Origin of the sequence: Vibrio kasasachensis (assembly GCF_050337565.1) — a bacterium.
Taxonomy (GTDB): Bacteria; Pseudomonadota; Gammaproteobacteria; order Enterobacterales; family Vibrionaceae; genus Vibrio; species Vibrio kasasachensis.
In genome coordinates this window covers 107,408-132,349 of record NZ_JAKJTB010000012.1, presented here as the reverse complement: position 1 = coordinate 132,349, position 24,942 = coordinate 107,408, and the positions used below count along the sequence as shown (strand labels likewise).

General features: G+C 40.9%; 20 protein-coding genes. 5 read left to right on the top strand and 15 right to left on the bottom strand.

Translation table 11 applies throughout. The annotated features are described in order from the left end of the window. Window positions 1–38: 38 nt before the first annotated feature. Window positions 39–350, top strand: a complete 312-nt coding sequence (locus L4C38_RS09390; protein WP_428797291.1) for a helix-turn-helix domain-containing protein — start codon at window positions 39–41, stop codon at window positions 348–350. Next, on the top strand, window positions 328–1,263 hold the full coding sequence (locus L4C38_RS09385; protein ID WP_428797290.1) for a reverse transcriptase family protein: 936 nt from the start codon (window positions 328–330) through the stop codon (window positions 1,261–1,263). The genes L4C38_RS09390 and L4C38_RS09385 overlap by 23 nt, the downstream gene beginning before the upstream one ends. On the opposite strand, the gene L4C38_RS09380 is transcribed toward L4C38_RS09385, so the two are convergent. Further along, window positions 1,253–1,414: a regulator gene (locus tag L4C38_RS09380; RefSeq protein WP_428797289.1), complete on the bottom strand. Its 162-nt coding sequence runs from the start codon at window positions 1,412–1,414 to the stop codon at window positions 1,253–1,255. The two genes, L4C38_RS09385 and L4C38_RS09380, sit on opposite strands and share 11 nt — an antisense overlap. Window positions 1,415–2,254: 840 nt before the next feature. On the opposite strand from L4C38_RS09380, the gene L4C38_RS09375 reads away from it, so the two are divergent. Further along, window positions 2,255–3,127: a hypothetical protein gene (locus L4C38_RS09375; protein WP_428797288.1), complete on the top strand. Its 873-nt coding sequence runs from the start codon at window positions 2,255–2,257 to the stop codon at window positions 3,125–3,127. A 56-nt stretch (window positions 3,128–3,183) separates the two neighbouring features. Here L4C38_RS09375 and L4C38_RS09370 read toward each other — a convergent pair whose 3' ends face one another. The 3 genes from L4C38_RS09370 to matP form a co-directional block, all read right to left on the bottom strand. Continuing rightward, complete coding sequence (locus tag L4C38_RS09370; RefSeq protein ID WP_428797287.1) at window positions 3,184–3,552, bottom strand: regulator; 369 nt, start codon at window positions 3,550–3,552, stop codon at window positions 3,184–3,186. 766 nt (window positions 3,553–4,318) lie between these two features. Further along, window positions 4,319–4,630: a DUF3634 family protein gene (locus tag L4C38_RS09365; RefSeq protein WP_428797286.1), complete on the bottom strand. Its 312-nt coding sequence runs from the start codon at window positions 4,628–4,630 to the stop codon at window positions 4,319–4,321. A gap of 12 nt (window positions 4,631–4,642) precedes the next feature. Continuing rightward, complete coding sequence (gene matP / locus L4C38_RS09360; RefSeq protein ID WP_428797285.1) at window positions 4,643–5,092, bottom strand: macrodomain Ter protein MatP; 450 nt, start codon at window positions 5,090–5,092, stop codon at window positions 4,643–4,645. A gap of 184 nt (window positions 5,093–5,276) precedes the next feature. Here matP and L4C38_RS09355 point away from each other — a divergent pair, with 184 nt between their 5' ends. Further along, entirely contained in the window at window positions 5,277–6,923 is a 1,647-nt protein-coding gene (locus tag L4C38_RS09355; RefSeq protein ID WP_428797284.1) for a S16 family serine protease, read from the top strand. A gap of 71 nt (window positions 6,924–6,994) precedes the next feature. Beyond that, window positions 6,995–7,513 (top strand): bifunctional 3-hydroxydecanoyl-ACP dehydratase/trans-2-decenoyl-ACP isomerase, encoded by a 519-nt coding sequence (fabA, locus tag L4C38_RS09350; RefSeq protein WP_428797283.1) that lies wholly within the window; start codon window positions 6,995–6,997, stop codon window positions 7,511–7,513. Window positions 7,514–7,647: 134 nt separating this feature from the next. On the opposite strand, the gene rmf is transcribed toward fabA, so the two are convergent. From rmf to L4C38_RS09295, 11 genes are all read right to left on the bottom strand, one after another. After that, a complete protein-coding gene (rmf, locus tag L4C38_RS09345) occupies window positions 7,648–7,821 on the bottom strand; it encodes a ribosome modulation factor (protein ID WP_428797282.1) in 174 nt (57 codons plus the stop codon). Between the two features lie 166 nt (window positions 7,822–7,987). Next, a complete protein-coding gene (locus tag L4C38_RS09340; protein ID WP_428797281.1) occupies window positions 7,988–9,559 on the bottom strand; it encodes a DUF3466 family protein in 1,572 nt (523 codons plus the stop codon). Between the two features lie 7 nt (window positions 9,560–9,566). After that, window positions 9,567–11,483 carry an ABC transporter ATP-binding protein gene (locus L4C38_RS09335; protein WP_428797280.1) on the bottom strand — a complete coding sequence of 639 codons (1,917 nt, stop codon included), beginning with the start codon at window positions 11,481–11,483 and terminating at the stop codon, window positions 9,567–9,569. After that, a complete protein-coding gene (locus L4C38_RS09330; RefSeq protein WP_428797279.1) occupies window positions 11,461–11,703 on the bottom strand; it encodes a glutaredoxin family protein in 243 nt (80 codons plus the stop codon). The genes L4C38_RS09335 and L4C38_RS09330 overlap by 23 nt, the downstream gene beginning before the upstream one ends. Window positions 11,704–11,714: 11 nt before the next feature. Continuing rightward, window positions 11,715–13,838 carry a bifunctional 23S rRNA (guanine(2069)-N(7))-methyltransferase RlmK/23S rRNA (guanine(2445)-N(2))-methyltransferase RlmL gene (gene rlmKL / locus L4C38_RS09325; protein WP_428797278.1) on the bottom strand — a complete coding sequence of 708 codons (2,124 nt, stop codon included), beginning with the start codon at window positions 13,836–13,838 and terminating at the stop codon, window positions 11,715–11,717. A gap of 453 nt (window positions 13,839–14,291) precedes the next feature. After that, window positions 14,292–14,837 carry a cell division protein ZapC gene (locus tag L4C38_RS09320; RefSeq protein WP_428797277.1) on the bottom strand — a complete coding sequence of 182 codons (546 nt, stop codon included), beginning with the start codon at window positions 14,835–14,837 and terminating at the stop codon, window positions 14,292–14,294. A 171-nt stretch (window positions 14,838–15,008) separates the two neighbouring features. Next, complete coding sequence (pyrD, locus tag L4C38_RS09315; protein ID WP_428797276.1) at window positions 15,009–16,019, bottom strand: quinone-dependent dihydroorotate dehydrogenase; 1,011 nt, start codon at window positions 16,017–16,019, stop codon at window positions 15,009–15,011. A gap of 46 nt (window positions 16,020–16,065) precedes the next feature. Next, window positions 16,066–20,907: an NAD-glutamate dehydrogenase gene (locus tag L4C38_RS09310; RefSeq protein ID WP_428797275.1), complete on the bottom strand. Its 4,842-nt coding sequence runs from the start codon at window positions 20,905–20,907 to the stop codon at window positions 16,066–16,068. Between the two features lie 202 nt (window positions 20,908–21,109). Beyond that, window positions 21,110–21,328 carry a DUF2835 domain-containing protein gene (locus L4C38_RS09305; protein ID WP_428797274.1) on the bottom strand — a complete coding sequence of 73 codons (219 nt, stop codon included), beginning with the start codon at window positions 21,326–21,328 and terminating at the stop codon, window positions 21,110–21,112. Window positions 21,329–21,403: 75 nt separating this feature from the next. Then, window positions 21,404–24,010: an aminopeptidase N gene (gene pepN / locus L4C38_RS09300; RefSeq protein WP_428797273.1), complete on the bottom strand. Its 2,607-nt coding sequence runs from the start codon at window positions 24,008–24,010 to the stop codon at window positions 21,404–21,406. Between the two features lie 163 nt (window positions 24,011–24,173). Then, window positions 24,174–24,842, bottom strand: a complete 669-nt coding sequence (locus L4C38_RS09295; protein WP_428797272.1) for a hypothetical protein — start codon at window positions 24,840–24,842, stop codon at window positions 24,174–24,176. Window positions 24,843–24,942: the final 100 nt, after the last annotated feature.

The window sequence follows — 24,942 nt, the reverse complement described above, 5'->3', positions numbered from 1 at the left end:
TGCTTTCCCTAGTTTCAACCATAAAAAAGGACTTTAATATGATAGCTAAGGCTTTACGGCTAATAAGGCAATACCATGAGCTATCTCGGTGTGAAGTCGCAGAAATTTTAAATATTTCCAAAGAGCAACTCATCGCAATTGAATCAGGTTCGACACCAATTACAAAAGATACCTTAATTAAATATTCAACTGCTTTCGATATCCCTGTTTCATCTTTAGTTTTCTTTTCAGATAGCCTCAGCCCGCAGAAGGGAAAGAATTCTAATAAATTAAGAAAACTGTTTGCAGGTAAAGCGCTCTCTATATTTGAATGGATTTCAAACAAAGATGACTCGAAAATCAAAGCTTAAGTTAGACGTTAGAAACAAATCATATAACTTACAAGACTCCCCTTTTTATAAACTAAGAAGCAAGAAGTTGTTAGCCAAGCGTTTGAATACATCGTTAGCCCAACTTACTCCTCTTCGATTAGATGAAGGGAACTATTCTGAGTTTCTAGATAAAGAGCGGAAAATACAAAAACCTAATAGGGAGCTAGATATAGTTCATACAAGAATCGCTAGCCTATTATCTCGCATTCAAACCCCATCTTATCTTCATTCTGGAAAAAAAGGACATTCCAACGTTTCGAATGCATACGCCCATGTTGACGCAACTAAACTAATGGCAACCGATATTAAGTCTTTTTTTCCATCTACCAATTGGAAAATGATCTTTTCATTTTTTATGGGTGTAATGAAATGCTCACCGGACGTGTCAGAATTTCTAGCTGACTTATGCACATGTCATAAATGCTTGCCTACAGGAAGTAGAATCAGTATGCCGTTAGCCTATTGGGCAAACGTACGCATGTTTAACGAACTAAATAGTTTATCCTTGAAGCATGGGGTTAAAATGACAGTTTATGTCGATGATTTAACGTTCTCAGGAGATGCTGTAAACAAACTTTTTAAATCTATAGTATCCAAAGTTATTTCGAAGCACGACCATATAATGCATCCAACAAAAACGAAACTATACAGCACAAACCAGTCAAAATTGATTACTGGTGTAATTGTGAAAGAAGGTTCTCTTCAAGTTAGAAATGAACAACATTTAAAACTATCCGAAGAGTTTGTTTTGTGGCATTCGATTAAAGATAAGCGGTACGCTTTGGAATCCAGTATTACATCAAGGTTAGTAGGAAGGCTTCATTCAATGGGCACAATCGATTCTCGATACAAAGAAAAAGCACGAGGCATTAGGCAACATACTAGCAGTTAAAGTGCGGAGCTAAAATCCTCGCATATTTAAGCAACTTTGACGTAGTCACTATCTCGAGTTCAGATTGAATATCTAACAATGCAATTCCCGTTACAATCTGTTGAGGCAATACAAGCTGACCAGTTGGGATTTCTAATTGGTCTTTTGACATTCGGAAACCCTTCCAATCATCTGAAACACTTAGTTCCCGATTCTGTGATAGTCTCATTAGTCTTTTACACTCAGGGGGAATTTCTTTACCACGGTCCCAAGCTTCAATTGTTTTTCTCGTTTTAAAGCAGAGATTAGCCGTCTCGACAACATTAAGACCACACTCTAGTTCTCTGAAGATAAAGTTATTAGTCATATTTCTGTGATTCATAAAAACTCCATAGGTTTTGGACTTTTTATATCCTTGTAAAGGCTAACTGTGGAATGCTTCTAAAAAGCTTTTCGAGGCGCATACTAATCCCATACTTGGGTTTCGAGGAAATTCCAAATTCCTTATTTGATCTATGAAAAATGATCTCAACACAGTTACTATCAGCAGTGTTGTTCTCGCACACAACTACCAGCGTAAATTCCCAAGATGAGTGCTGGTTCCTTCGCTTGCTATTATTGAGAGCGACATGCCGAACCTTTTAATTTAGGTTCGGCTTTTCTTTATCTGACCTAAAAATTTTATTCTTTGAACCTGCAAAACTGATTGAAAATGTAGACCAAGCAATATTGTTTGAGCGACTCGAAACAAGCTTGTCGCAATCTATAGCGAAGCGGTGATTCGAGCTGGCGCAGTTGAGTACGATAGTGAGTATTGCCTGGTCGTAATTTTCTTGGTATCCCGAAAAGTAATACGGGGTAAAAGTCTAATCGTACCTACCTCACAATATCGGTTATTAGTTTTATATTTATGACGGCTGCGTTACCAAGTGTTATACAAATTGCATAGCAATCAATATAGTATCCCTATTGAAGTTATTGATTGTTAGTACTATTTACATAGGAGAGTGCTATGGATTTTGCGAAATGCACACTGGACAACTTGATTTGGGAAGTCACTACGTTTAGTGAACTAGACCCACAGGAGATAGAGTTAAAGAGACGTAGCTTACTTTGTGTAGAATGCGAGGAGTTTGCATGGTATCGAAGAGGAAGTCGTCATGGGCATCCTCCACACTTTTGCGCTCATCATGACCCAGAATGCTCGCTCAAAATTAACTATATTGCATCAGATGAACATCGGGATGATGCAACAGAGTCTGTAGATGAAGTTGAGAGTGGAGATGATATCATTGTCCGCTTAGATCAAGAACAAGGCGGTGCTATAGATGTTCCAGAAGTACCGAGAAACCCGTTAGCTGGATTAGGTCAAGGTGGCAAACGTTATGTTCTAAAAGATAGAACCCGTCGTTCTTCCCAGCAATTCACACTGCGTCGAATATTGCATCGATTAGTAAAGAGTAAAAACTTTAGGAACTCAAATAGTAATATAGTTTTCTACAAGAATAGCGATGAAGCAATGCTAAGCGGTCATGTCAGAGACATAGTTATTGGATTTGATCAAATAACTAAAGAGGCGCACCATGAAAAAACTAATTTTTACTGGGGACCAATTGCTTCAGTTGGAGAAACGAGGGATGGTAAAATTTGGTTGAACTCTAGCTCTGAATATATGTCAGCTTCGATTTCAATATTCGAAGATATTGCCGAAGAGTTTAAAGATATATTTGAGATTGACGATTTAGACGATCTTCTCGGTGCACACGTATTGGTAGCCGGAAACTGTTACTTTAGTGGAGATGGTGAAGGTAAGCCAATCATTTGGTGTGGCAGTACAAATTACATTTTTATTCGTAAATACAAAGACCCTTCAATCGTTGGTTAAAATTCACTCGGCAATTAAGAATTTTTCAAAATGGCTCTATACAAGAGCCATTTGTTTCAGTCTATTAGTTTTGCAATAGATCTCGCATACTTAAGTATTTTAACGCTAGTTTTTAACTCTAATTCTGACCCAATATGTAATAGACCGATACCAGCTAGAATCTCTTGCGGTGATACTCTTTGCCCAGTAGGCAGTTCTAATTTTTGATTGTTCATGCGAAATCCTTTCCACTCATCACTATTTGAAAGCTCTAGGCGGGTTTGATTGCGCATTAGCCGCTTACATTCTTTAGGTATCTCTTTTCCTTTGTCCCATTCCTTGACAGTCCTCACGCTTTTAAAACAAAGTTTTGCTGTCTCGTCAATGGACATACCGCATTCAAACTCACGAAAAATGAAATTTTTAGTCATTTCGTGATACTTCATGATTATCTCTTTCAAAAGTGAGAGAGTTTAAAATTTGAAAAATTATTATGCTGCACGTTGCATTTAACTTAACGAAGCATAATGCGCACTGTGATGATGCTTTTACAGGGCTTGAAACCACCAGTACCAACTGGCTGCAACTCATTGAAATACCGACCAGTTAAACTGTGCTTTGATGCTTGGTTCATCGTTGCGGTCAGCGTGACAGCCTAGCAATAAGTTGAAATATGTCGGCTACATTCATCTAAGTATTCCAGGTTTATTTCGACTCACGGATCTTCTACCTTCTCTGTAAAACAAAAAGCATTGAACAACTCAGTTGCTTTGATTGGCATTAATTATTGCTGTTCAATCCCAGAGAATTACAATTTTTCTACCGAGCAAACTGTTACCGCGTCACTCAAATCAAACTAATCCGGTTTTATCGTGATATGTGTATCCGAATCATCTTTTCTGGCACTGTGTAACTAAATCGACTATTGAGCGTCCTAGCTTCCCTTGAGGCTCTACACAGTTTGAATCAGCGTCTTTTTACTTTGTTACGTATAAATATAAGCGTCACAGAACCCGAGAAGACCAGTATCGCGTCTTATCAATGCGAGTGTTTTAACGTTCAGTTTTCCGCTATTGGAAGGAATTATAGAGGGAAATATCAGCAGTCTCATCGAGCACCTCCGTATTTAACATAATGGCTAGTCTATCTAATACGGAATGTAACTCCATTAGCTGAGAACGACGGTGAATTTTCCTGTAACTAATTTGTTCGCTAACTCGCCTTCTTACCTGATTTAGACTTAAAGCCTTGATGTGGAAAGATATTACGAATGCGCTGCTGAATTTTTTTCGGTACTTGTTTTGAGAATACTAACTTTGGTCCAGCTCTTAATTGGTACACTTTAATTTCACCATCAAATGGCGTCTGATCACCAATTTCGAGCAAATTGTGTTGAAACTTCGCTGGGAAATGTCCTTTGGTTTTAACTATATGCCCTTGCTTAAAACAGACCTTCAATACCGGTCTGTCAACTGCTACTAACCAAAAAATAACCAGTGCCGCAATGATAATTACATAAAGCATTTTCTCTCATCCTTAATCAGACAACAATTTGCTCAAATCTTCTTTTAGGCTTGATACGGTTTTAGACGCCTTTTCACTTCGCGATGCTTCTGATAATAAATATTCAATGGCATCAGACAATGTACAACCAAGTTCATTCGCTCGATATGATAACTTTTCCCAAACGCGGTAATCTAAATCAATCGATTTCTTTTTGGTGTGTATTTGTTCTGCGTTGAAATGGCGTTTTCTCTTCGCGCGAATAGCTTGCTTAAGCTTATTATCAAGCTCCAAAGCCATATTTTCTTCGATCCATTCAAGAACTTTTGTAGGCTCGTGCTCAAGCTGGCATAACTGGTCAACAGCAAATTTATCTTCACTGCTATCAATATGGCGAGTGATTTTATCGCCTTCTTTCCATTTTTTAATCAGATATTTCCACTTCCAACCACATTCTAAGTTTTCAAGCTGTTGATATTTCATTTGATTATAACCCGTTAACATCCTAGTGACAGCGTAACCCAAACGAGAATAATTGACAATCCGCAACGATTTAAATCTCGACTTAGATCGAGTATCAGGTAGTAATGAATTTGATATATAAGGTATAAGCCAACGCAATTTTCCTATATAATTTGTCACCTTTTTGTACAAATGAATGTCTCGAATGATCCAGGAACAATGGCAAGCCGTTACGCCGCAATATAATGAATACGATCAAGCCATCAATAGAATCAATACTCTGCCCTGCGTTGATTTTTCTATAGCTCAGCCCCGCCTAACCAAAACAATTGAAACATTCGCGTCATTAAAAGGTATAAATCATCTGCTTGTCTTAAACGCACCCGACAATGCCTTTTATCGCGGACACATTAAGCAAGTGGTTGAACTCAAATCTAGCCATTCAGTTGTGGCAACAACTGAATCTATCGACACTAAAGTGTTGTTTGGCACATACAACGTTGATAAAGATAGAAATGTTATACAGCGCCGACAAGCATTATTAGAAAAAGCGCATCAAGGTTTTATCGTTTTACCCGTCACAGCATTGCTCGCGAATCCAGCTGGTTGGCTTATGCTTAAGGCGGCTCTTCTTACCGGTTATGCCAGTCCAATCAATGCCAACCCTGCCCGCTTAGCCGCTGATGAGCCAATCTATCAAACAAATGTGAAAGTAATATTGGTTGGTGATCGTGAACAGATAGCTGAATTTGAGTACCTAGATTCTGAAATATATTCTGGCTTTGCTTTATATAGCGAGGTCGAGTTAGAACTTGCGTTAAACTCGCAAACAATTGAATGCTATTTAGGGCACTTGAATTGGATTGCTGATTGCAACGATCTTCCGAGATTAACTCCTGCAGCTGTACATCGATTAATGGTTGCCGGCGCTCGTCAAACCGAAGACCAACGCTATATGCCATTAGATATTATGTGGTATTTGTCTCTCTTCCACGAAGCTGCGACATTTTCTAATCAGTCTGAACTAACTGATAACGACATTGATGCAGCGCTTGAAGCCAAACACTATCGAGAAGCTTACTTACCTGAGCGTGCTCGCTCAGATATCCTTGATGGTCAGGTGATCATCGAAACTCAAGGTGAGTGTGTCGGTCAGGTGAACGGCTTAACAGTAATTGAAGTCTCGGGACACCCTCAATGTTATGGTGAACCTGCGCGAATCTCATGTGTTATCCATTTTGGCGATGGTGATATTTCTGATGTGGAACGTAAAGCCGAACTTGGTGGTAATCTTCACGCGAAAGGCATGATGATTATGCAGGCCTTCGTTGCCAGTGCTTTGAAACTAGATGAGCCTTTACCTTACTCTGCATCGGTCGTTTTTGAACAGTCTTACTGCGAAGTTGATGGTGATAGCGCAACGTTGGCGGAACTGTGTTCATTTGTGAGTGCTCTATCCGAATACCCTATTAACCAGCAGATTGCAGTCACTGGTGCCGTTGATCAGTTTGGTCGAATTCAAGCTGTGGGCGGGCTGAATGAAAAGATAGAAGGATTCTATCACGTCTGCAAACACCAAGGTTTTACTGGAAAACAAGGTGTTATATTACCCAAAACAAACTTAAAACATCTTGCGCTTCACAAAGATGTGGTTGAAAGCATTAAGAACAATGAATTTCATATATGGTCTGTCGAAACCGTAGACCAAGCAATTCCAATCATTATGGGTAAACCATTCCGTGGTGATGATGACACTAGCGTTATTAGTAAGATAGCAGAACGTATTGAAAACTTTGAAAGACATGAACAGCGCGAACCTTTAATAGAAAGGTTGAGGAACTGGTTCAACTAGCACTCATCGGACTTGTTTGGTCAACAGCTGTTCTCTAATATGCAGCTATCAAAAATTGGAGTAATTGATTAATGCAAAACAAACGTGAATCATATAATCGCGACGATCTTATCGCTTCTAGCCAAGGTAAATTATTTGGCGAAGGATATCCTCAACTTCCAGCACCTAATATGCTGATGATGGATCGTATTTCTAAGATGTCTGAAACTGAAGGCGATTTTGGTAAAGGTCTGGTTGTGGCTGAATTGGATATTACTCCTGATTTGTGGTTTTTTGACTGCCACTTCCCAGGTGACCCTGTAATGCCTGGTTGTTTAGGCTTAGACGCAATGTGGCAACTTGTTGGCTTTTTCTTAGGCTGGGTTGGTGGCAAAGGTAAAGGTCGCGCACTAGGTGTAGGCGAAGTAAAATTTACTGGTCAAATTCTACCTACCGCTAAAAAAGTTACCTATGAAATTCATATGAAGCGTGTAGTTAACCGTAGGTTGGTTATGGGCTTGGCTGATGGTCGAGTACTTGTAGATGGTAAAGAAATCTATGTAGCAAAAGATTTGAAAGTTGGTCTTTTCCAAGATACATCTTCATTTTAATCAGTAATAATATTTATAAGCGACTCACAGGAGTCGTTTATTTTTTACCAAGACTTTTAGTTATAGTGCGTCAGCTTATTGTTGTAGAGCCCCTTACGGGGCTCATTCCTTATGCTGTATGTGAAGAGAATAAATTACTTATACAAACCAGAAGATTTTTCTTCTCTGGCATCACGCCAACCACCAAGCCAATATGAACGAACGTCCATCTGTTGATATGGGCAAGCCTCTGTTGAGCGTCCATTTATCCCAGCTTTATAACCTTGAGATTGAGCTCGTTCTAGGCGGTCACGCTTTTGTCTCTTCATAGTGTCGTCCTCATACAATACGGGTGTATCTAAGTACTACTATTAAATAAGTGTGGCGCTTTTATTACTCCACCATTAAAGAATCGAACAAAAATCCTCCTTTCTCAAGCAAAAAAAAAGGCACGGACTCAAAACTGTGAGCCCGTGCCTTAGTTTACAATTTTATCTATTGCTTGCGTCTAAAACCTAACAGAGCTAACAGACTTAATGCCAACCACCCTAGTGAACCGCCTTGACGGTCAATTTTCGTCACATCAACCGGTCTCGTTTGAATGTCGCTGCTCGTAGCCCCTTGAATTGGAACTAATTTAACAGCAACTATCTTTTCAACACCTGGTGTTCCGCCATTGCATGTTGAATTTATAGATTCTGAATCATAGCCAGAAGAACAAAAATAGGCCGTTCCCGAAATAACTCCGGCATCATTAATATCGGTAGCGTCAATAATACGATATTGATTATTTGTAGCTAGAGCACCAGCGTTCGAGCCCATAGTCAAGTCGTCAAGATAACGCGATTGACCTTTAAGTGGCGAAGTTGAAACATTCCCGATTGTAGTAACAAATGCACGTTTAGCTCGTGGACCACCGCCAATTTCATTGTGCTTTTGATAATCAATTTGACCTACAACTTCGTTGTGATCGTTGATCGCGCCGGCTTTACCGTTAGCGCCACTGAAAAAGATCCCACCAGAGAAATCATGAACAGTACCGTTAGGGTTTGCAGGATCAGTGATGTAGAACAATTGGTTAGCTAAAGAACCATCCACACCCGTCGCATGTTTACGCTCGCCAATGGCAATACCATTGCTATTGATATGAGTAAATAGTGAATTTAGATATGCGGAATCAGAATATGACGTCACTAATTTCTTTGTACCATCTAGAAGAAACACTGAGGCTACTGGTCGTCGATCGCCATCTGAACTATATCCAACCGCGTAAACCGTACTTAAAACTTTGGCGATGTCACGGGCACTACCTTGAGCGATGGAGCGACCTGAAGCGGTGCTGTCATTGCCAATAACTTTATGTATACTCGTACCGTCCCAAATTACCGCATTGGACGTGTAATCATTTCCAGAATAAAGTTTACCTACACTACCAACTGAATAAGTGCCATCTTTCGACCAAACTTTGCTTTGGGTATAACCAGTAGTATCGAATAAGGTGCCCCCCTCATAAGCGATACTGCGCTTCGCCAAATCACCGTCGTAATATGTACCCATTGCGTCACCAGAAGCACTAGCGAAGCTATTGACTATAACGTTGTTTTTAGCACTATAAACACGATCAGCATTGCTTTCGATATAAGCTAGCGAATTGTTGATACCATTTAGCTCTTGCTCATAACCGTTTGTAAATTGCTCACTAGCCCAGCTGTCACATGCAGTTTCATTATACTTAAGATAGTTATTACAATAACTATCGAAACCTGTAAGGTTATCTTCAAGATAGTCAAAACCCGCAGTATATCGAAAAGGTGCTTCATCACGGTAGTCGAAGCCCTGATTGTAGCGCTGTTCTTCGAATGCAATTTTTTCATCTGTTGTGTGCGTGGTTGAACAGTCAATCGCTCCCCAACAATCCGCAGTAGATGGCTGAATAGCCACACCATATGTTTTAGCCTGAGTATCTGCTGGAAGGTACTCATACACATTATAAAGCGCAGCATTCGCGCCAAACGAGGCAACGATTGTTGCTGCAACAGCCGATAATTTAAATAGGTTACTTCTCATAAAAACATTAACTTTCCTGTTGTGTTGCTTCTAGCTCTTCCCAGCGTTCGAAGGCAACTTCAAGCTCCTGCTCTGCCGCAGCAAGCTTATCTAATACGGGTTGAGTTTTATCAACGGCTTGATTAAAGAAATCAGCAGCATTGACCAACTCCTGCAGCGAATCAATCTGTGATTCTAGCTCTTCTAGTTTCGCTGGCAGCTCTTCGAGCTCGCGTTGTAGTTTATAGGATAACTTCTTCGGCTTTGATTTCACGGGTACCGAATTGGGAGTTACCTCAACTACCGCTTTCTCTTTTGCTGGTTTTTCAAGCGAACGAGTTTGCTTAACTTGAGTGCGCTGCTGCTGAGCATCATGGTAACCACCAACAAATTCTTCGATTACTCCATTACCTTCGAAGATCCAGCTGGTCATCACTGTGTTATCAACAAACTGACGATCGTGGCTCACTAACAAAAGTGTGCCCTGATAGTTGGCAAGCAATTCTTCCAAAAGTTCCAATGTTTCGATATCTAAATCGTTGGTTGGTTCATCAAGTATCAATAAATTGTTTGATCTAAGGAAAAGTCGCGCTAGCAACAAACGGTTTTTTTCACCACCAGAAAGCGCCTTAACTGGCGTACGTGAACGATGTGGAGCAAATAGAAAGTCTTGTAGATAACTTAATGCATGGCGCTGGCGTCCATTAACCGTCACTTCTTGTTTGCCATCAGCAAGATTATCAATTACCGATTTTTCCGGATCCAGTGCTTCACGATATTGGTCAAAGTAAGCAACTTCTAGCTTGGTTCCACAATGCAAACGACCAGAATAAGGTTGTAAATCACCAAGCAACAGCTTTAATAATGTACTCTTACCACATCCGTTAGGTCCGATAAGGGCGATTTTATCACCGCGCATTATATTGAACGAGAAATCGGAAACGATGATTTGATCATCAATTGAATAATGCAGGTTTTCAGCCTCGAAAATGATCTTGCCAGAGCGATTCGCATCATCAATCTGTAGATTCACTTTACCCTGCACTTCACGACGATCTTGGCGTTCTTCACGCAGCTTCTCAAGTGAACGAACTCGGCCTTCATTACGAGTTCGGCGGGCTTTAACACCCTGACGAATCCATACTTCTTCTTGAGCAAGTTTCTTGTCAAACTCTGCATTTTGCATCTCTTCGACGCGCAGCGCTTCTTCTTTATCAACCAAGTACTGATCATAGTTGCCAGGGAAGGAAGTCAATTTACCGCGGTCAAGATCGACAATACGAGTTGCCATTGATTTGATAAATGTACGGTCGTGCGAGATAAAGATGATTGAGCCTCTAAAGTCTTTTAGGAAGCCCTCTAACCATTCAATTGTAGTCACATCAAGGTGGTTTGTTGGTTCATCCAACAACAAAACGTCAGGATCACGAACCAGCGCTCTTGCTAGTGCCGCTTTACGCTGCCAACCACCCGATAAATCAGTAAGCTTGGTATGCCCGTCCAGCATTAATGCCGCTAAAACATTATTGATTCTGTCTTCGAATCGCCATGCACCTAGATGATCTAATTGCTCTTGAACGCGGGATAACTTGTTGATGTTTTTTTCACTTGGGTCAACGCCAATAAGATCCAACAGATCTTGATAGATCCTAAGCTGTTCACCAACTTCAGCCAAACCAGCTGAAACATAATCGAAGACGGTCCCTTCTTCGTTACGTGGTGGATCTTGTTCAAGGCGCGAAATTACCACATCTTGAGTAATGGTCAATTTGCCGTCATCCATGATCACGTCGCCGGTCAACACTTTCATCAATGTTGATTTGCCTGCACCGTTGCGTCCAACGAGACATACCCGCTCATTTTCTTGCAAAGCAAAGTCAACGTGATCCAAAAGTTCTCGATCGCCGAAGCCTAAAAAACCATTATTTATGGTAAGTAATGCCATTATTCTCTAACCAAACCTGTAATTGATGCAATTCAAAGGGCCAATTCAACTCGCTTTTCTCATATGCTAATACGGGAATGGTTACGCCGTAACGAGAAAATAGCTCGTCATTAAAAGCAATGTCGACCACTTCGATTGGGAGTGAAATGTTTAATTGTTGCGTTAAAGCTAGTGCCATCTCACAGAGATGACACCCTTCCGTGCTATATAAGATAATCAATAGTTATTCCGTTAACCTTTATGTGTGATGAGCCAACAGTTATGGATATTTTTATTTCGCGAGAAATCCAAAGGCAATGTCTGTGAAGAAATATTCTTCGCATCCAAACCCAATTCATTTAGGGCTTCCATATCCATTTTAAACTGGCGCTTATTGTTAGAAAATACGATTGTTCCTTCAGGCGCCAACAGTGTTTTCAGATTGCGCATCAACTGAATATGATCACGTTGAACGTCAAAGCTCTGTTCCATCCGTTTAGAATTTGAGAATGTCGGCGGATCAATGAAGATTAAATCATAACTGCCTGTCGCTTTCTCTAACCATTGCAGACAGTCAGCTTGTACATATTGATGCTGACGCCCTATCTGACCATTGAGTTGCATGTTCTCTTTCGCCCACTCAAGATACGTATTAGACATATCAACAGTAGTTGTCGAACGCGCACCACCACAAGCTGCATGCACAGTCGCTGAACCGGTATAAGCGAAAAGGTTTAGAAAATCTTTCCCTTTTGCCAATTCACCTAAACGGCGACGGGTAAGTTTGTGATCTAAGAACAAGCCTGTATCTAAATAGTCGTGAAGGTTAACGATCAACTGCACGCCATATTCAGTAACTTGCATTTTTTGCGACTGTTGCGACAGTTTTTGATACTGAGAACGACCTTTCTGCTTTTCACGAGTTTTCAACACAACTTTATTGGCTTCAATACCCGTTACTTGAATTGCGGCACGAATAATATCCGTTAAACGACGTTTCGCCTTTTCTTCAGGAACATCTTTCGGCGCTGCGTATTCTTGAATAACAAGGTTATCAAGGTAAATATCGATAGCAACATTGTATTCAGGCAAATCAGCGTCATAAATACGGTAACAATCTAACTCTTCCTTGCGTGCCCATTTACCGATTTTACCGATGTTCTTTTTCAAACGATTAGCAAAGTCTGGCGCAATAACCACCTCAGTGACACTGTCACCTACAGCTTCTACCACACGCTCAGAAATTTGATAGTTTTTCTGGTGACACGGTAACGCACCATTGTTCAATTTGAACTGCTTGTCAGCACGCATGCGCAGACAGCTAAGCAATTCATCAGAAGCAGAGAAAATAGAAGCTTGGCAACCACCAAACTGTGACTTTAGCTGGGCGCCGAATGCTGTGTATAACGCGATCAAACCTGGGTGCGTGCCCAAACGTTCACCGTATGGCGGGTTAGATACAATCACACCATCTACAAATGACTCTGGGCGCTTAAGCTGCGCTGCATCACCAACAGTAAATGTAATTAGCTCTTCTACACCTGCACGACGGGCATTGTCACGCGCGGTCTTAATAATGCGTTCGTCGTTATCAAAACCGAAGAATTTAGCGTCAACTTTTTTGACGCCGCGACGAGCTTGAACGGACGCTTCAGATTTAATCTCCGTCCATAGTTCAATGTCAAAGTCTTCAAGCACTTCAAAGCCCCACGCCTTACGCTTAAGCCCAGGAGCGATATTTGCTGCCATCATAGCCGCTTCAATTACAAGCGTACCTGAGCCACACATAGGGTCTAAGAAGTTCTGCGTTTCATTCCAAGTACTGCGCAATATTACCGCAGAAGCGAGGGTTTCACGCAATGGTGCCATACCCGCTTGCTCACGATAACCACGTTGATGCAAACCGCCACCAACCATATCAATACCTAGCAACGCTTTATCTTTATGCAGTCGTACGTGAACGCGAAGATCTGCAAGATCTTTACTGATCGATGGACGCGGAAGATTCTTATTAGTGAAGCAATCTACTACTGCATCTTTCACTTTCATTGCGCCGTATTGGCTATTACGTATCTCGTTGTTGGTGCCGTTAAAATCAACCACAAACTTCTTCGAGCTATGGAATTGATTAACCCAGTTCACCGCCGAAGCCGCAAGATAAAGATCCATATCATTTTGACAGGTAAATTCAGACAAGATACGGACAAAACGAGAAGCCAGACGGCTCCATAAACAACAGCGATAGATTTGTTCTTTTGTCGCTTTAAACCTCACCCCTGCCTGTACTGGCTTAGCGTCGGCAATGCCTAGTTTTGTTAGTTCTTCTACTAACAGGTTCTCTAACCCGTTTGAAGTTACTGCAAGATATTGATGCATAGTGCTCTAGTGTTCTTGATAAATGACCCGGCATTATACCTGACCCTAGTCAAATTTCGTTAATTGAATCTCAATTTTCTCCATCAGAACCTGTCATTTGACGATCAAACCATCAATCCACAACGAACAACAGACCAAATCGATTCGATACCAATACTGCTAATAAATGGGCGCCTCCGCGATAGTGAATGCTTATTCACTTGAAATTTGGTCTATACCAACCAGTTTATTTGCTGTAATTTACTTACAGAAATGGGCTAATTGAGGAATTTACTGGTCTATCAGGATTATATTTTGGAAATCAATCGAACAAAAAATAGTTAATTTGTCGCAATTTTGTCGAAGAAATCACATAGGATATGAACCAAATCATTTGACTGGATAGAATGAAAAGCAAAAAAAACCGGCACATAGGCCGGTGGAAAATGAATATTAAGGAACGAAAGTGTAAAGTTAGCCTACTAATCTCATAGGCTGAGTAAGGAAACGATGATTGATGATTTGCATCCGATCATGCATTACTTTGATAGCTTGACCAAATTGAAGAGCTTTACTGCCATTCAAGTTGAATTCGTCCAAATTAATTGACGCACACAAGCTAGCACACTCTCCTACTTCTAATACGATAAAGACGCCATTTCCATGGGTATTCTCCAAACTAATGAAGTCACCTTCTGTTGGCAATATCGAACCGTCGGATAACATATCGAAAAACCAGCTCTTTGGTTGAACTGGCTTGTGGAATCTCTTTGCAGCCACGCAATATAGCGCTAGCTCAGCTTGGCGTGGTTCAGATAACTCAAGATGTGAAATCTGCTCTTTATAGGTTTGAAATGAAGATGCATCATCAACAGTGAATTCATTAATACCCACTGCGCACTCTACAATAAGTTTTCTGGCCAGATTTGTCTTGAAAACCATGTCGTTGCCCAAATCCAGCATCAAATGCTGGTTAGCATCGTCATAGTACCAAGTCCATTTGTCGCTGGGTTTAAGCATCAATCCAATCTCATTCTGTAGGTGAATATAGGTAACAATTAAAATTACCTTTCCCTCTTTATGCGAAAGTGTATGCACTACGATCAAAAAAAAAAGAGGAAATGAATTCTCATTCCCTCTTTAAAATACAATAGATTAGTCAATTATCTATCAGTGACAATGTCACTGTAATTAGATGTTCTTAACGATATCTTTTACTAAGCCCGGTCCGTGGTAAATAAAACCTGTATAGACTTGAACCAACTTAGCGCCAGCCATCATCTTCTCTTTTGCGGAAACAAAAGAATCGATACCACCTACACCAATAATTGGTAGTTCATCACCGAGCTCTTTATATAAAAGACGAACAACTTCCGTACTTCGAAGTTGAACAGGACGACCACTTAACCCACCCGCTTCATTGGCATATTTCATCCCTTTCACGACTTCGCGATCTAACGTTGTATTGGTTGCAATAACGCCATCAATATTATGCTTGATCAAAGATTGGCAAATCTGGCTGATTTCATCATCACTAAGATCCGGCGCGATCTTTAAAGTTAAAGGAACATACTTACCATGTTTCTCTTCTAACTCTAATTGCTTTGCTTTAAGTTCAGCTAACAATTCATCTAATGCTTCACCATATTGAAGAGTTCGTAACCCAGGAGTATTCGGTGATGATATGTTGACTGCAATATAGCCAGCATACTCATACACTTTCTCCATACAGATTAAATAATCGTCGGTTCCCTTTTCAATTGGCGTATCTTTATTTTTACCGATATTAATACCAAGTATGCAATCAAATTTTGCTTTCTTAATATTATCAATCAAGTTATCAACACCTAAATTGTTGAAACCCATTCGGTTAATAATCCCTTCTGCTCCTAGCAAACGGAACAAACGCGGTTTGTCATTCCCTGATTGTGGACGAGGAGTTACAGTACCAACCTCGACAAAACCAAATCCCATTGCGTCAAATGCTTCAATACACTCGCCATTTTTATCCATGCCAGCAGCAAGACCGACTGGATTACGGAATGTAATACCCATGCATTCTACTGGACGATGTGGAAGTTGTTGACGATAGAAGAGATCAAGAGGAGTGCCGTTAAAGCGCTTGAAATTTTGAATTGCTAAATCATGTGCCTTTTCAGCATCAAGTTGGAAAAAGCCAGTCCTGGCTAGACGGTAAAGCATTCTGCCTCCGATAGTAAAAAGCCCCGTATGAACGGGGCGCTATTATTTACTCATTTGCAGAACAATTCAAATTTAAAAGCATCAATTCGCGTAACGCGACAGAGAATTTTGCAAATTCATGCACAGATCCCACTTTGAACTCATTCAAAATGCTTTCCCAACGATGAAGCGAGAGATTGTTGCTCTCTATCCAGTCATCAAGAGCTTGAATTACGTCGATCTCTTCCGGCTGGCATCCACAACTTAAAACTTGAGCAGTTAACAAACGTTGTTGCCAATCTAAGTCTTCTCTAAATGCTGCACGAGCCAAAGCTTGCCAATGATTATCGACTGCTTGATTATTAATTTGGTTCAAGAACCAATGGAGTGAAAGTCGATCGCCCAAACTAAAGTAGAGTTGAGCCGTTTTCTCAATACTAGTGCCCTTTTCTTTAGATACTGTTGATATATCCAGTACTGAGTACAAGCTTGATAAACGAGCGATATAATTAGCTAATTCAGAACTAATACCCTGCTCAATCCAATCTTTAGCCTGTTGATTATGATCTTCAACCTCTAGTGGCACCAATAGTTGATCTAATGAGCTTTTAACTTGATCAACATCGCGCTGATAAAGATCGACTAATACGGTGACCGACTGCCTACCCGTGCGATTGCGCAGAATCCAACGGCTCAGACGACGAAGTGTTCGGCGGACTGAAAACATCATGTCATATTGAGCAGAGGTTGTAGCAACATTATCTAACTCTCTCAATTGTTCCAAAATTTGCCCTAAACCAAATATTTCTCGCGATGCGGCATATGCATTGGCGATATCGACAACGCTTGCCCCCGTTTCTTCTTGTAAACGCGTAACAAAATTGCACCCCATTTCATTGACCATTTGATTGGCAAGTGCAGTCGCGATTATTTCATGACGAAGAGGATGCGTATTCATTTGACTAGAATAGTTACGTCGTAACGCGCTTGGGAAGTAGTTCTTAAGTTGCTGTGCATGAAATTCATCATTGGCGATATCGTCATTTACCAATTCTTCTTTCAGTACCATTTTTCCATAAGCAACTAATACTGAAAGCTCTGGACGAGTTAGACCAAGTCCTTGTTTTTCACGCTCGACAAGGGTTTCATCATCTGGGATGTACTCTAAGGCTCTATCTAGATACCCTGCTTTTTCCATCGCATGAATAAATCGAATTTGTTCTTTTACTAAGGAAACACCTTGGTAATCGGCAACAGAAATCGATTCGGCTTGGCAATAAGCATCATTTAGAACAATCTCACCGACTTCATCTTCCATCGATTCAAGAATTGTGTTTCGTTGCTTAACGGTTAGATCCCCATTGGCTACGAGACTATTGAGAAAGATCTTAATATTCACTTCGTTATCTGAACAATCAACACCACCGACATTGTCGACAAAATCGGTATTAACTCGTCCACCGCTCAATGCATATTCAATACGTCCCAACTGTGTCATACCTAAGTTGCCGCCTTCACCGACTACTTTTGCTTTTAGATCTCTTCCATCAATTCGAAGTGCATCATTTGCACGATCACCTACGTCAGTATGGGTTTCTGTTGAGGCTTTAACATAGGTACCGATCCCACCGTTCCATAAAAGATCAACTTTCATTGATAAGATCATCTTTATAAGATCGTTCGGGGCGAGTGATGCTTTCTTTGTACCCAGCATTTTTTGTATTTCTGGTGTCAAAGCAATTGATTTAGCACGGCGAGAAAATACGCCACCACCAGTAGAAATCAATTCGACATTGTAGTCTTCCCAACTCGATCGAGGAAGATTAAACAGACGCTCACGCTCCTGCCAACTTTGTGCAGCATTTGGATTTGGGTCAATGAAGATATGTAGGTGGTTAAAGGCTGCAACCATACACGTATGTTTAGATAGCAACATACCATTGCCAAACACATCTCCTGCCATATCGCCAATACCCACCGAGGTAAAGTCGGTCGTTTGACAATCAATATTCATTTCACGGAAGTGACGTTTAACAGATTCCCAACCACCTTTGGCGGTAATACCCATTGCTTTATGGTCATAACCATTTGAGCCGCCAGATGCAAAAGCATCTCCAAGCCAAAAATTGTACTCTGCCGAGACCGAGTTAGCTAAGTCTGAAAATGTTGCAGTCCCTTTATCTGCGGCAACAACAAGATATGGGTCATCAGCATCATGGCGTACGACATTTTTCGGTGGTGACACCTCTCCATCAACAATGTTATCTGATACATCAAGTAAAGCGCGTATAAATCGTTTATAACAACGTTGACCTTCTGCAAAGATTTCATCACGAGAGGTTAGATTTGGCTGACGTTTACAGACGAAACCACCTTTAGCACCCACTGGTACAATAACGGTGTTTTTTACCTGTTGGGCTTTAACTAAACCTAGGATTTCAGTTCGAAAATCTTCTTGCCTATCAGACCAACGTAATCCGCCACGGGCCACTTTCCCACCACGTAGGTGAACACCTTCAATATCTGGTGCGTAAACAAAGATCTCAAATACCGGTACCGGTTGAGGTATTTCCGGAATATCACTTGGTTTAAGCTTTAGAGCCAACCAAGGTTTCGGTTGTTTGTTTTGATCCAACTGATAATAGTTAGTACGTAGGGTTGCAGTAATCATCTCCATATAACGTCGAATGATACGATCGTCATCGAGACTCTCTACATACTCAAGTTGATCGGTGATTTTAGTCATTAAGGTATTCTGACCTTTTTCACTACCGCGTAATTTAGGGTCAAAACGTTTCTTAAACAGCAGCACAAGATCACTTGCGAGTTCGGGGTGGTGATTTAACGTGTCTTCAATATATTGTTGACTGAACGGGAATCCGACTTGGCGCATATACCGAGCATAAGCACGGAGAATGGATATTTCCCTCCCCGTTAGTGAGGCGCCAAGAACCAATCTATTGAAACCATCACTTTCAATCTGCCCATGCCATATCGAGGAGAAAGCTTGCTGGAATCGATCTCGAGCTTCTCGAAGATCGACACTCTTCTCGCTCTTATGCAGCATTGAAAAATCTAAGATCCAGTAAACGCGACCATTGGCTTTTCGGATCTCATATGGTGACTCACCGATCACTCGTAAACCTAGATTTTCTAGCATCGGCATCACATCGGATAAGTGTATCGGCTCATCGCGATGATAAAGTTTCAGACGAACTGCTTTTGAGTCGCTCGCCAGCTCTTGCGGCCTGTAAAACAACATACCTAACTTGTTATCGTCATTCAGCGATTCCAAGCGTTCTATGTCTGCAACCGCTGAACCCGGTAATACATCTTCCTTATATGAGCGTGGAAATGCTCGCATATATTCTTTCGACAGTGGCAGCCCTTTGCTTTCGCCAAAATTTGCCACTATCGCATCTGATAAGCGGTCATCCCAAGTTGACGAAGCCTCAACTAAGTTTCGCTCAATTATTTTAACGTCCACATCCATATTGTTGTTATCTACCCGCACGATGTAGTGAGTTCTCGCCAGTGGGCTTTCTGAAAAATAAGTCGTAAATTCTACTTCTTGATCGCACCCAAAATACTGCTTAAGAATACGTTGGGTTTGACGACGCAACTCTGTGTTATATCGATCTTTCGTCACATAGACCATGCAGCTAAAGAAACGACCAAACGGGTCTTTTCGCACAAACAATCGCAACATGTCACGATCTTGCATTTGCACAACGCCCATGCCGATTTCCAGTAGCTCCCCTTCACGCGCTTGCAGCAATTCGTCGCGAGGATAATTCTCCAAGATGTTGTGCAAGGCTTTGTATGAATATGAGCCTTGTCGATAACTACTTGCTTCTAGAATACGTTCTACTTTTTCACGAACTAGTGGAATACCCGAAACACTTTGGTTATACACAGCCGATGTATACAGACCAGTAAACCGATGCTCGCCAACCACTTTGCCGTCTTTATCAAAAGTCTTGATGCCGATGTAATCTGTATATGCCGGACGGTGAATACGAGAAGGCGTGTTACCTTTTGTCACGATAAGAAGGAATGGTTTTTCTGCTTCAAGTCTAGCGGAATCAGGGAATTCCGATAATTTGACTCGTCGAACACGCTTAGGGTCGGAAAACAAACCAAGACCTTTCTCGCTAGTAGGCTTTAGTTCCATCTCACCATTTTCGTTGATCAAGTCGTATTCTTTATAACCCATAAAGGTAAAATTATGATCGCCTAGCCAACGAAGAAACTTGATCGTTTCTTCATAATGATCCCGTTCGATCTTAACTTTCCCTTGCTGCTTTTCAACCTGATCGGTCACTAATTTAAGTTTATCGACCATCGGTTTCCAATCGGCTACCACAAGTTGCGTGTCAGTCAACATCGACAGGACTTCGTTTTTAAGCGAGGTCATTGCTTCTTTATCACTTAAGCGATCAACTTCGATATGGAACAAAGAAAGAAGATCACCTTCGCCATTATTGATGCCTACGATTTCATTTTGCTTATTACGTTTAATCTGTGTCGGACCATGAAGCATCAAATGCGAAGCGAGATCAAGTCGAGTCAGCGCCATCTTAATTGAATCAACCAAAAACGGACCGTCTGGTATCACCATCTCTACGATGGTATGTGTTGATTGCCAACCTTGCTTGCTGACTGTTGGATTAAACACTCTAACTGAAATATCTTGAGGTTTTTTATCATTTACATGATGCCAAAGGCTGACTACAGCACCATATAAATCGGATTCGTTGCGCTCAATTAAATCATCATGTGCAATGTTGCTAAACAGATGTTGAGCGAGTTGAGTGACCAGAGGTCGTTGAGCAAGTTCGAGTTTGTCTTGAATCAGTTTATATACCTTTTCAAGTAGAACCGGCATTAGAGGTTCACGCGCGGTCATAATCACACTCCACTATTAGAATTCTATTTTATCGGGATTCACCAAGCACTATATGTTGATGTAAGCATAGCGCTTAATCTTAGCAATGCCGTTTCATTGTATCGATTGTGTTGATGAAAGGTTAACTATTTTCAGGGGATAAGAGATAGAATGTTTGATAATGTGATTGAAGTTCTAATTAAACTCCTGCGAAACGAACGTGTTACAGAACTTCCAACTTAACAAATTTATTATTTTGGTCAGTTATTAGGCAAAACCGACCTTTTAGCCCGATTTGAGTCAGAAATGGACGAAATCTTGTTGCTGGTAATTGTAAGCGCAAGCCATTGTCCGTCACGACCATTATGTTACTGGCTACCCCGTTATAGTGAGAAAGGAACGCTTGGTACGAGACATTAAGTGAAAAATAATAATGATTCATCGTTATCAGTGTCTGCTAAAAAATTGAAAAGCAGCGACCCTACGTCACTGCTTTATTGCCGTTAATAAATTTCGATTATGACTCGAGTGCTTTAGATACCTTTTCAAACAAATCTTTTGCAAGATTATCCATCGCTTTGAGTTGCTCTAGTTCTGCTTTAATCAAGATTTGACGCTGCTGATCATATTTACCTAGTTTGAGTAATGGATCAATCAAGCGTGACGCAACTTGCGGGTTAACACTGTTTAGCTCACGAAGAATTTCACCAGCAAAACGATAGCCCGAACCATCAGCCGCGTGGAAATGAACCGGATTCATGTTAAGAAAAGAACCGACTAAACTGCGCGTACGGTTCGGGTTCTTAAGACTAAACGCTTCGTGTTGCATTGTTTGCTTAATCACATCCAAAACATTAGCCGCAGGGTTACTACCTTGCAGTGCAAACCATTTATCCATCACCAACCCGTCATGCTTCCACTTGTTGCTGTAATCTGCCATTAGCGCTTCACGGCATTCAAGTTGAGCTTGATTCGCCGCCGACATTGCAGCAATAGTATCCGTCATATTATTAGCTTGAGCATATTGCACCTGTACCAATGTGTTGCCTTGGTCAGTTAACGCTAAGTAAATAAGTGCGGTATTTCGTAATGCACGTTGACCAATAGATGCATGATCAATCGTATATTGGCTTTGATTCAAGCTGTGGTAGATGGCGCTAAACTCGTCTTGTAGCGTGCTCGCTAGCTGAACCTTGATAGCGTTAAGTACAGTCGCGACTGCATCAACATCGACTGTCTTATACCAACCAGAAACTTCATTATGGCTAGGTAACGATAGCATTTCAGCGATAAATGCAGGCTCTAAACTATCACTAAGTAATACACCGCGGAATGCATCAACAACCTCGCTTGGTAGAGTAACCTCACCACCAGCCTGAACAACCTTCACATTGCTGCGAATGTACTTTGCCAATAGCATTTGACCTGCATCCCATCGTGCAAATTCATTGCGCGCATGAACCATTAGGAACGTGAGTTCTTCATCGCTATAGTCGTATTCAAGTTTGACAGGGGCAGAGAATTCTCGCAGCAATGATGGTACTGGTTTCTCAGATACCCCTTCAAATACAAAGCTCTGCTTGGCTTGAGTTACATTCAGCACATTTGACACTTGCTCGCCGTTACATTGTAACTCAATCACATCACCCGTAGCGGAATAAAGCTCAACATCAAATGGAATATGCAGCGGCAATTTCTCTTTTTGATCCTGAGTTAGCTCTGTTGATTGTGCCACTGTTAACGTATAGGTTTGAGCTTGCGAATCATAATTACTCGTAACAGTAACCGTTGGTGTACCTGATTGGCTGTACCATAAGCGGAACTGTTCAAGATCGACACCATTTGCATCTTCCATCGCTTTGACGAAATCTTCACAAGTTGCAGCGGTACCATCATGGCGTTCAACATAAAGTTTGATGCCTTTTTGGAACCCTTCTTCACCCAGTAAGGTATGATACATACGAATGACTTCACTGCCCTTTTCATATACGGTCAGCGTATAGAAATTATTCATCTCAATCACTTTATCCGGACGGATAGGATGTGACATAGGGCTGGCATCTTCAGAAAATTGCGGTCCACGAATAATACGTACATTATTGATACGGTTAACAGCGCGAGAGCCTAGATCAGACGAAAACTCTTGATCTCGGAAAACGGTTAAGCCTTCTTTCAAGCTCAATTGGAACCAATCTCGGCAAGTAACACGATTACCAGTCCAGTTATGAAAATACTCGTGACCAATTACCGCTTCAATACCTAAATAATCCGTATCTGTCGCGGTTTTTTCATTTGCCAACACAAATTTTGAGTTGAAGACGTTAAGACCTTTGTTTTCCATTGCGCCCATGTTGAAGAAATCAACGGCGACAATCATATAGATATCTAAGTCATACTCTAAACCAAAGCGCTCTTCATCCCACTTCATTGAATTAATCAGTGATACCATCGCATGGTTAGCACGATCAAGATTGCCTTTATCGACAAAAATTTCCAGTTCAACGTTACGAGCAGATTTAGTTGTATATTCATCTCTCAATACGTCAAAATCGCCAGCAACTAGTGCGAATAGATAAGATGGTTTTGGATGTGGGTCAAACCACTTCACCCAATGGCGACCATTTTCCAACTCACCTTGTTCTACACGATTACCATTGCTTAATAAGAACGGGGACTCCGCCTTATCAGCAATAACTGTTGTTGTATATTTCGCTAAAACATCAGGACGATCTAAATAGTACGTAATTCGGCGGAAACCTTCGGCTTCACATTGTGTGCAATATGCTCCACCCGATTTATACAGTCCTTCAAGAGCAGTATTTGCTTCTGGATTTAACTCGGTAACGATTTCTAGCGTAAACGTACTAGGCAATTGATTTATCTTTATGCCATCATCGACCAACTCATAGTCAGTCCATTGTTCTTCGTTTACACACAGGCTCTTTAATATCAACCCATCGCCATCTAGCTCTAAGGTTGTGCTCTCTTTAAGTTGTTTCACTTGAGACACAGCGGTTACGAGTGTTGCAGTATCGTGCAGTTCGAAAGTTAATTCGATATCAGTGATAGTATGAGATGGGGACTGATAGTCTTTACGATACTTGGCTTGAGGAGCTTGAGCCATTTCTAAATCCTTCTAACAAATAGTGTTTGGCTGACTAGCTTACAACTCTGAATAAGAAAAAACGAGGCATTCTCATAGATAACCTCGTTTTTTTACTAGTAAATACAATAAATCCAAATGATAAGTCTAAAAACGCATCGAATTGTCGACTTTCTTATAAACACTACCTAATTCGATTTAGCACAGCAAACATACCACCCTCATCCGATTCAATAGTCAACGTATCTCTGTTTAACTGATAACGTGTATTGTGCTCACCGTTTTCATACAATAGAACCAGATGCTCACCTTCTGTAAAGTAAACGCCTCTACGCACAGCCTCATCACCATCTTCATTACTCACTTTAAACAGGAATACAAAATCGGGCTGCAAAATGAGATCCATTCTATTCACATCGCTAGCCATCAAATCATGCCCCGCTAAATGTTTACTTGACCAGATACCCGCTAGAGAATTAGACAATGCTTTAGTAAACATAACACCATTTAAGTTGAGCATATTGTGATTACTTGCGTAGCTATAGATTTGAGGCTCATCTGTATTGAGACCAAGGATAATAGTGTCTTCATTGGCGGTATACATCCCTTCCCAATGATCGACTGAGTAGTCTCGTTTTTGAATATCAATAGAAAAATGGTAATTAGAATCCAACGTCAACTTGATGGCGATGTAATTCTCTTTCGAGCTATCAGGCTCTGAATTAATTAAGTACCAATCACCAAGTAAAAATGGATGGTCAAAATAGCTTATAGCGTCTGACTCTTTATCTGACGCATTTGAGCACCATGCGCCAAAGCTCAAACAGGCGAGAAAAATCACTATCCATCTCATATTGCTTCCCCTCACTTTTTCTTTAAGCGTAGGCACAACCATACGAGAAAGCTAAATTTTTAGATTTTGATCACATTAGTTTTTACTAAAAAAAAAGCGA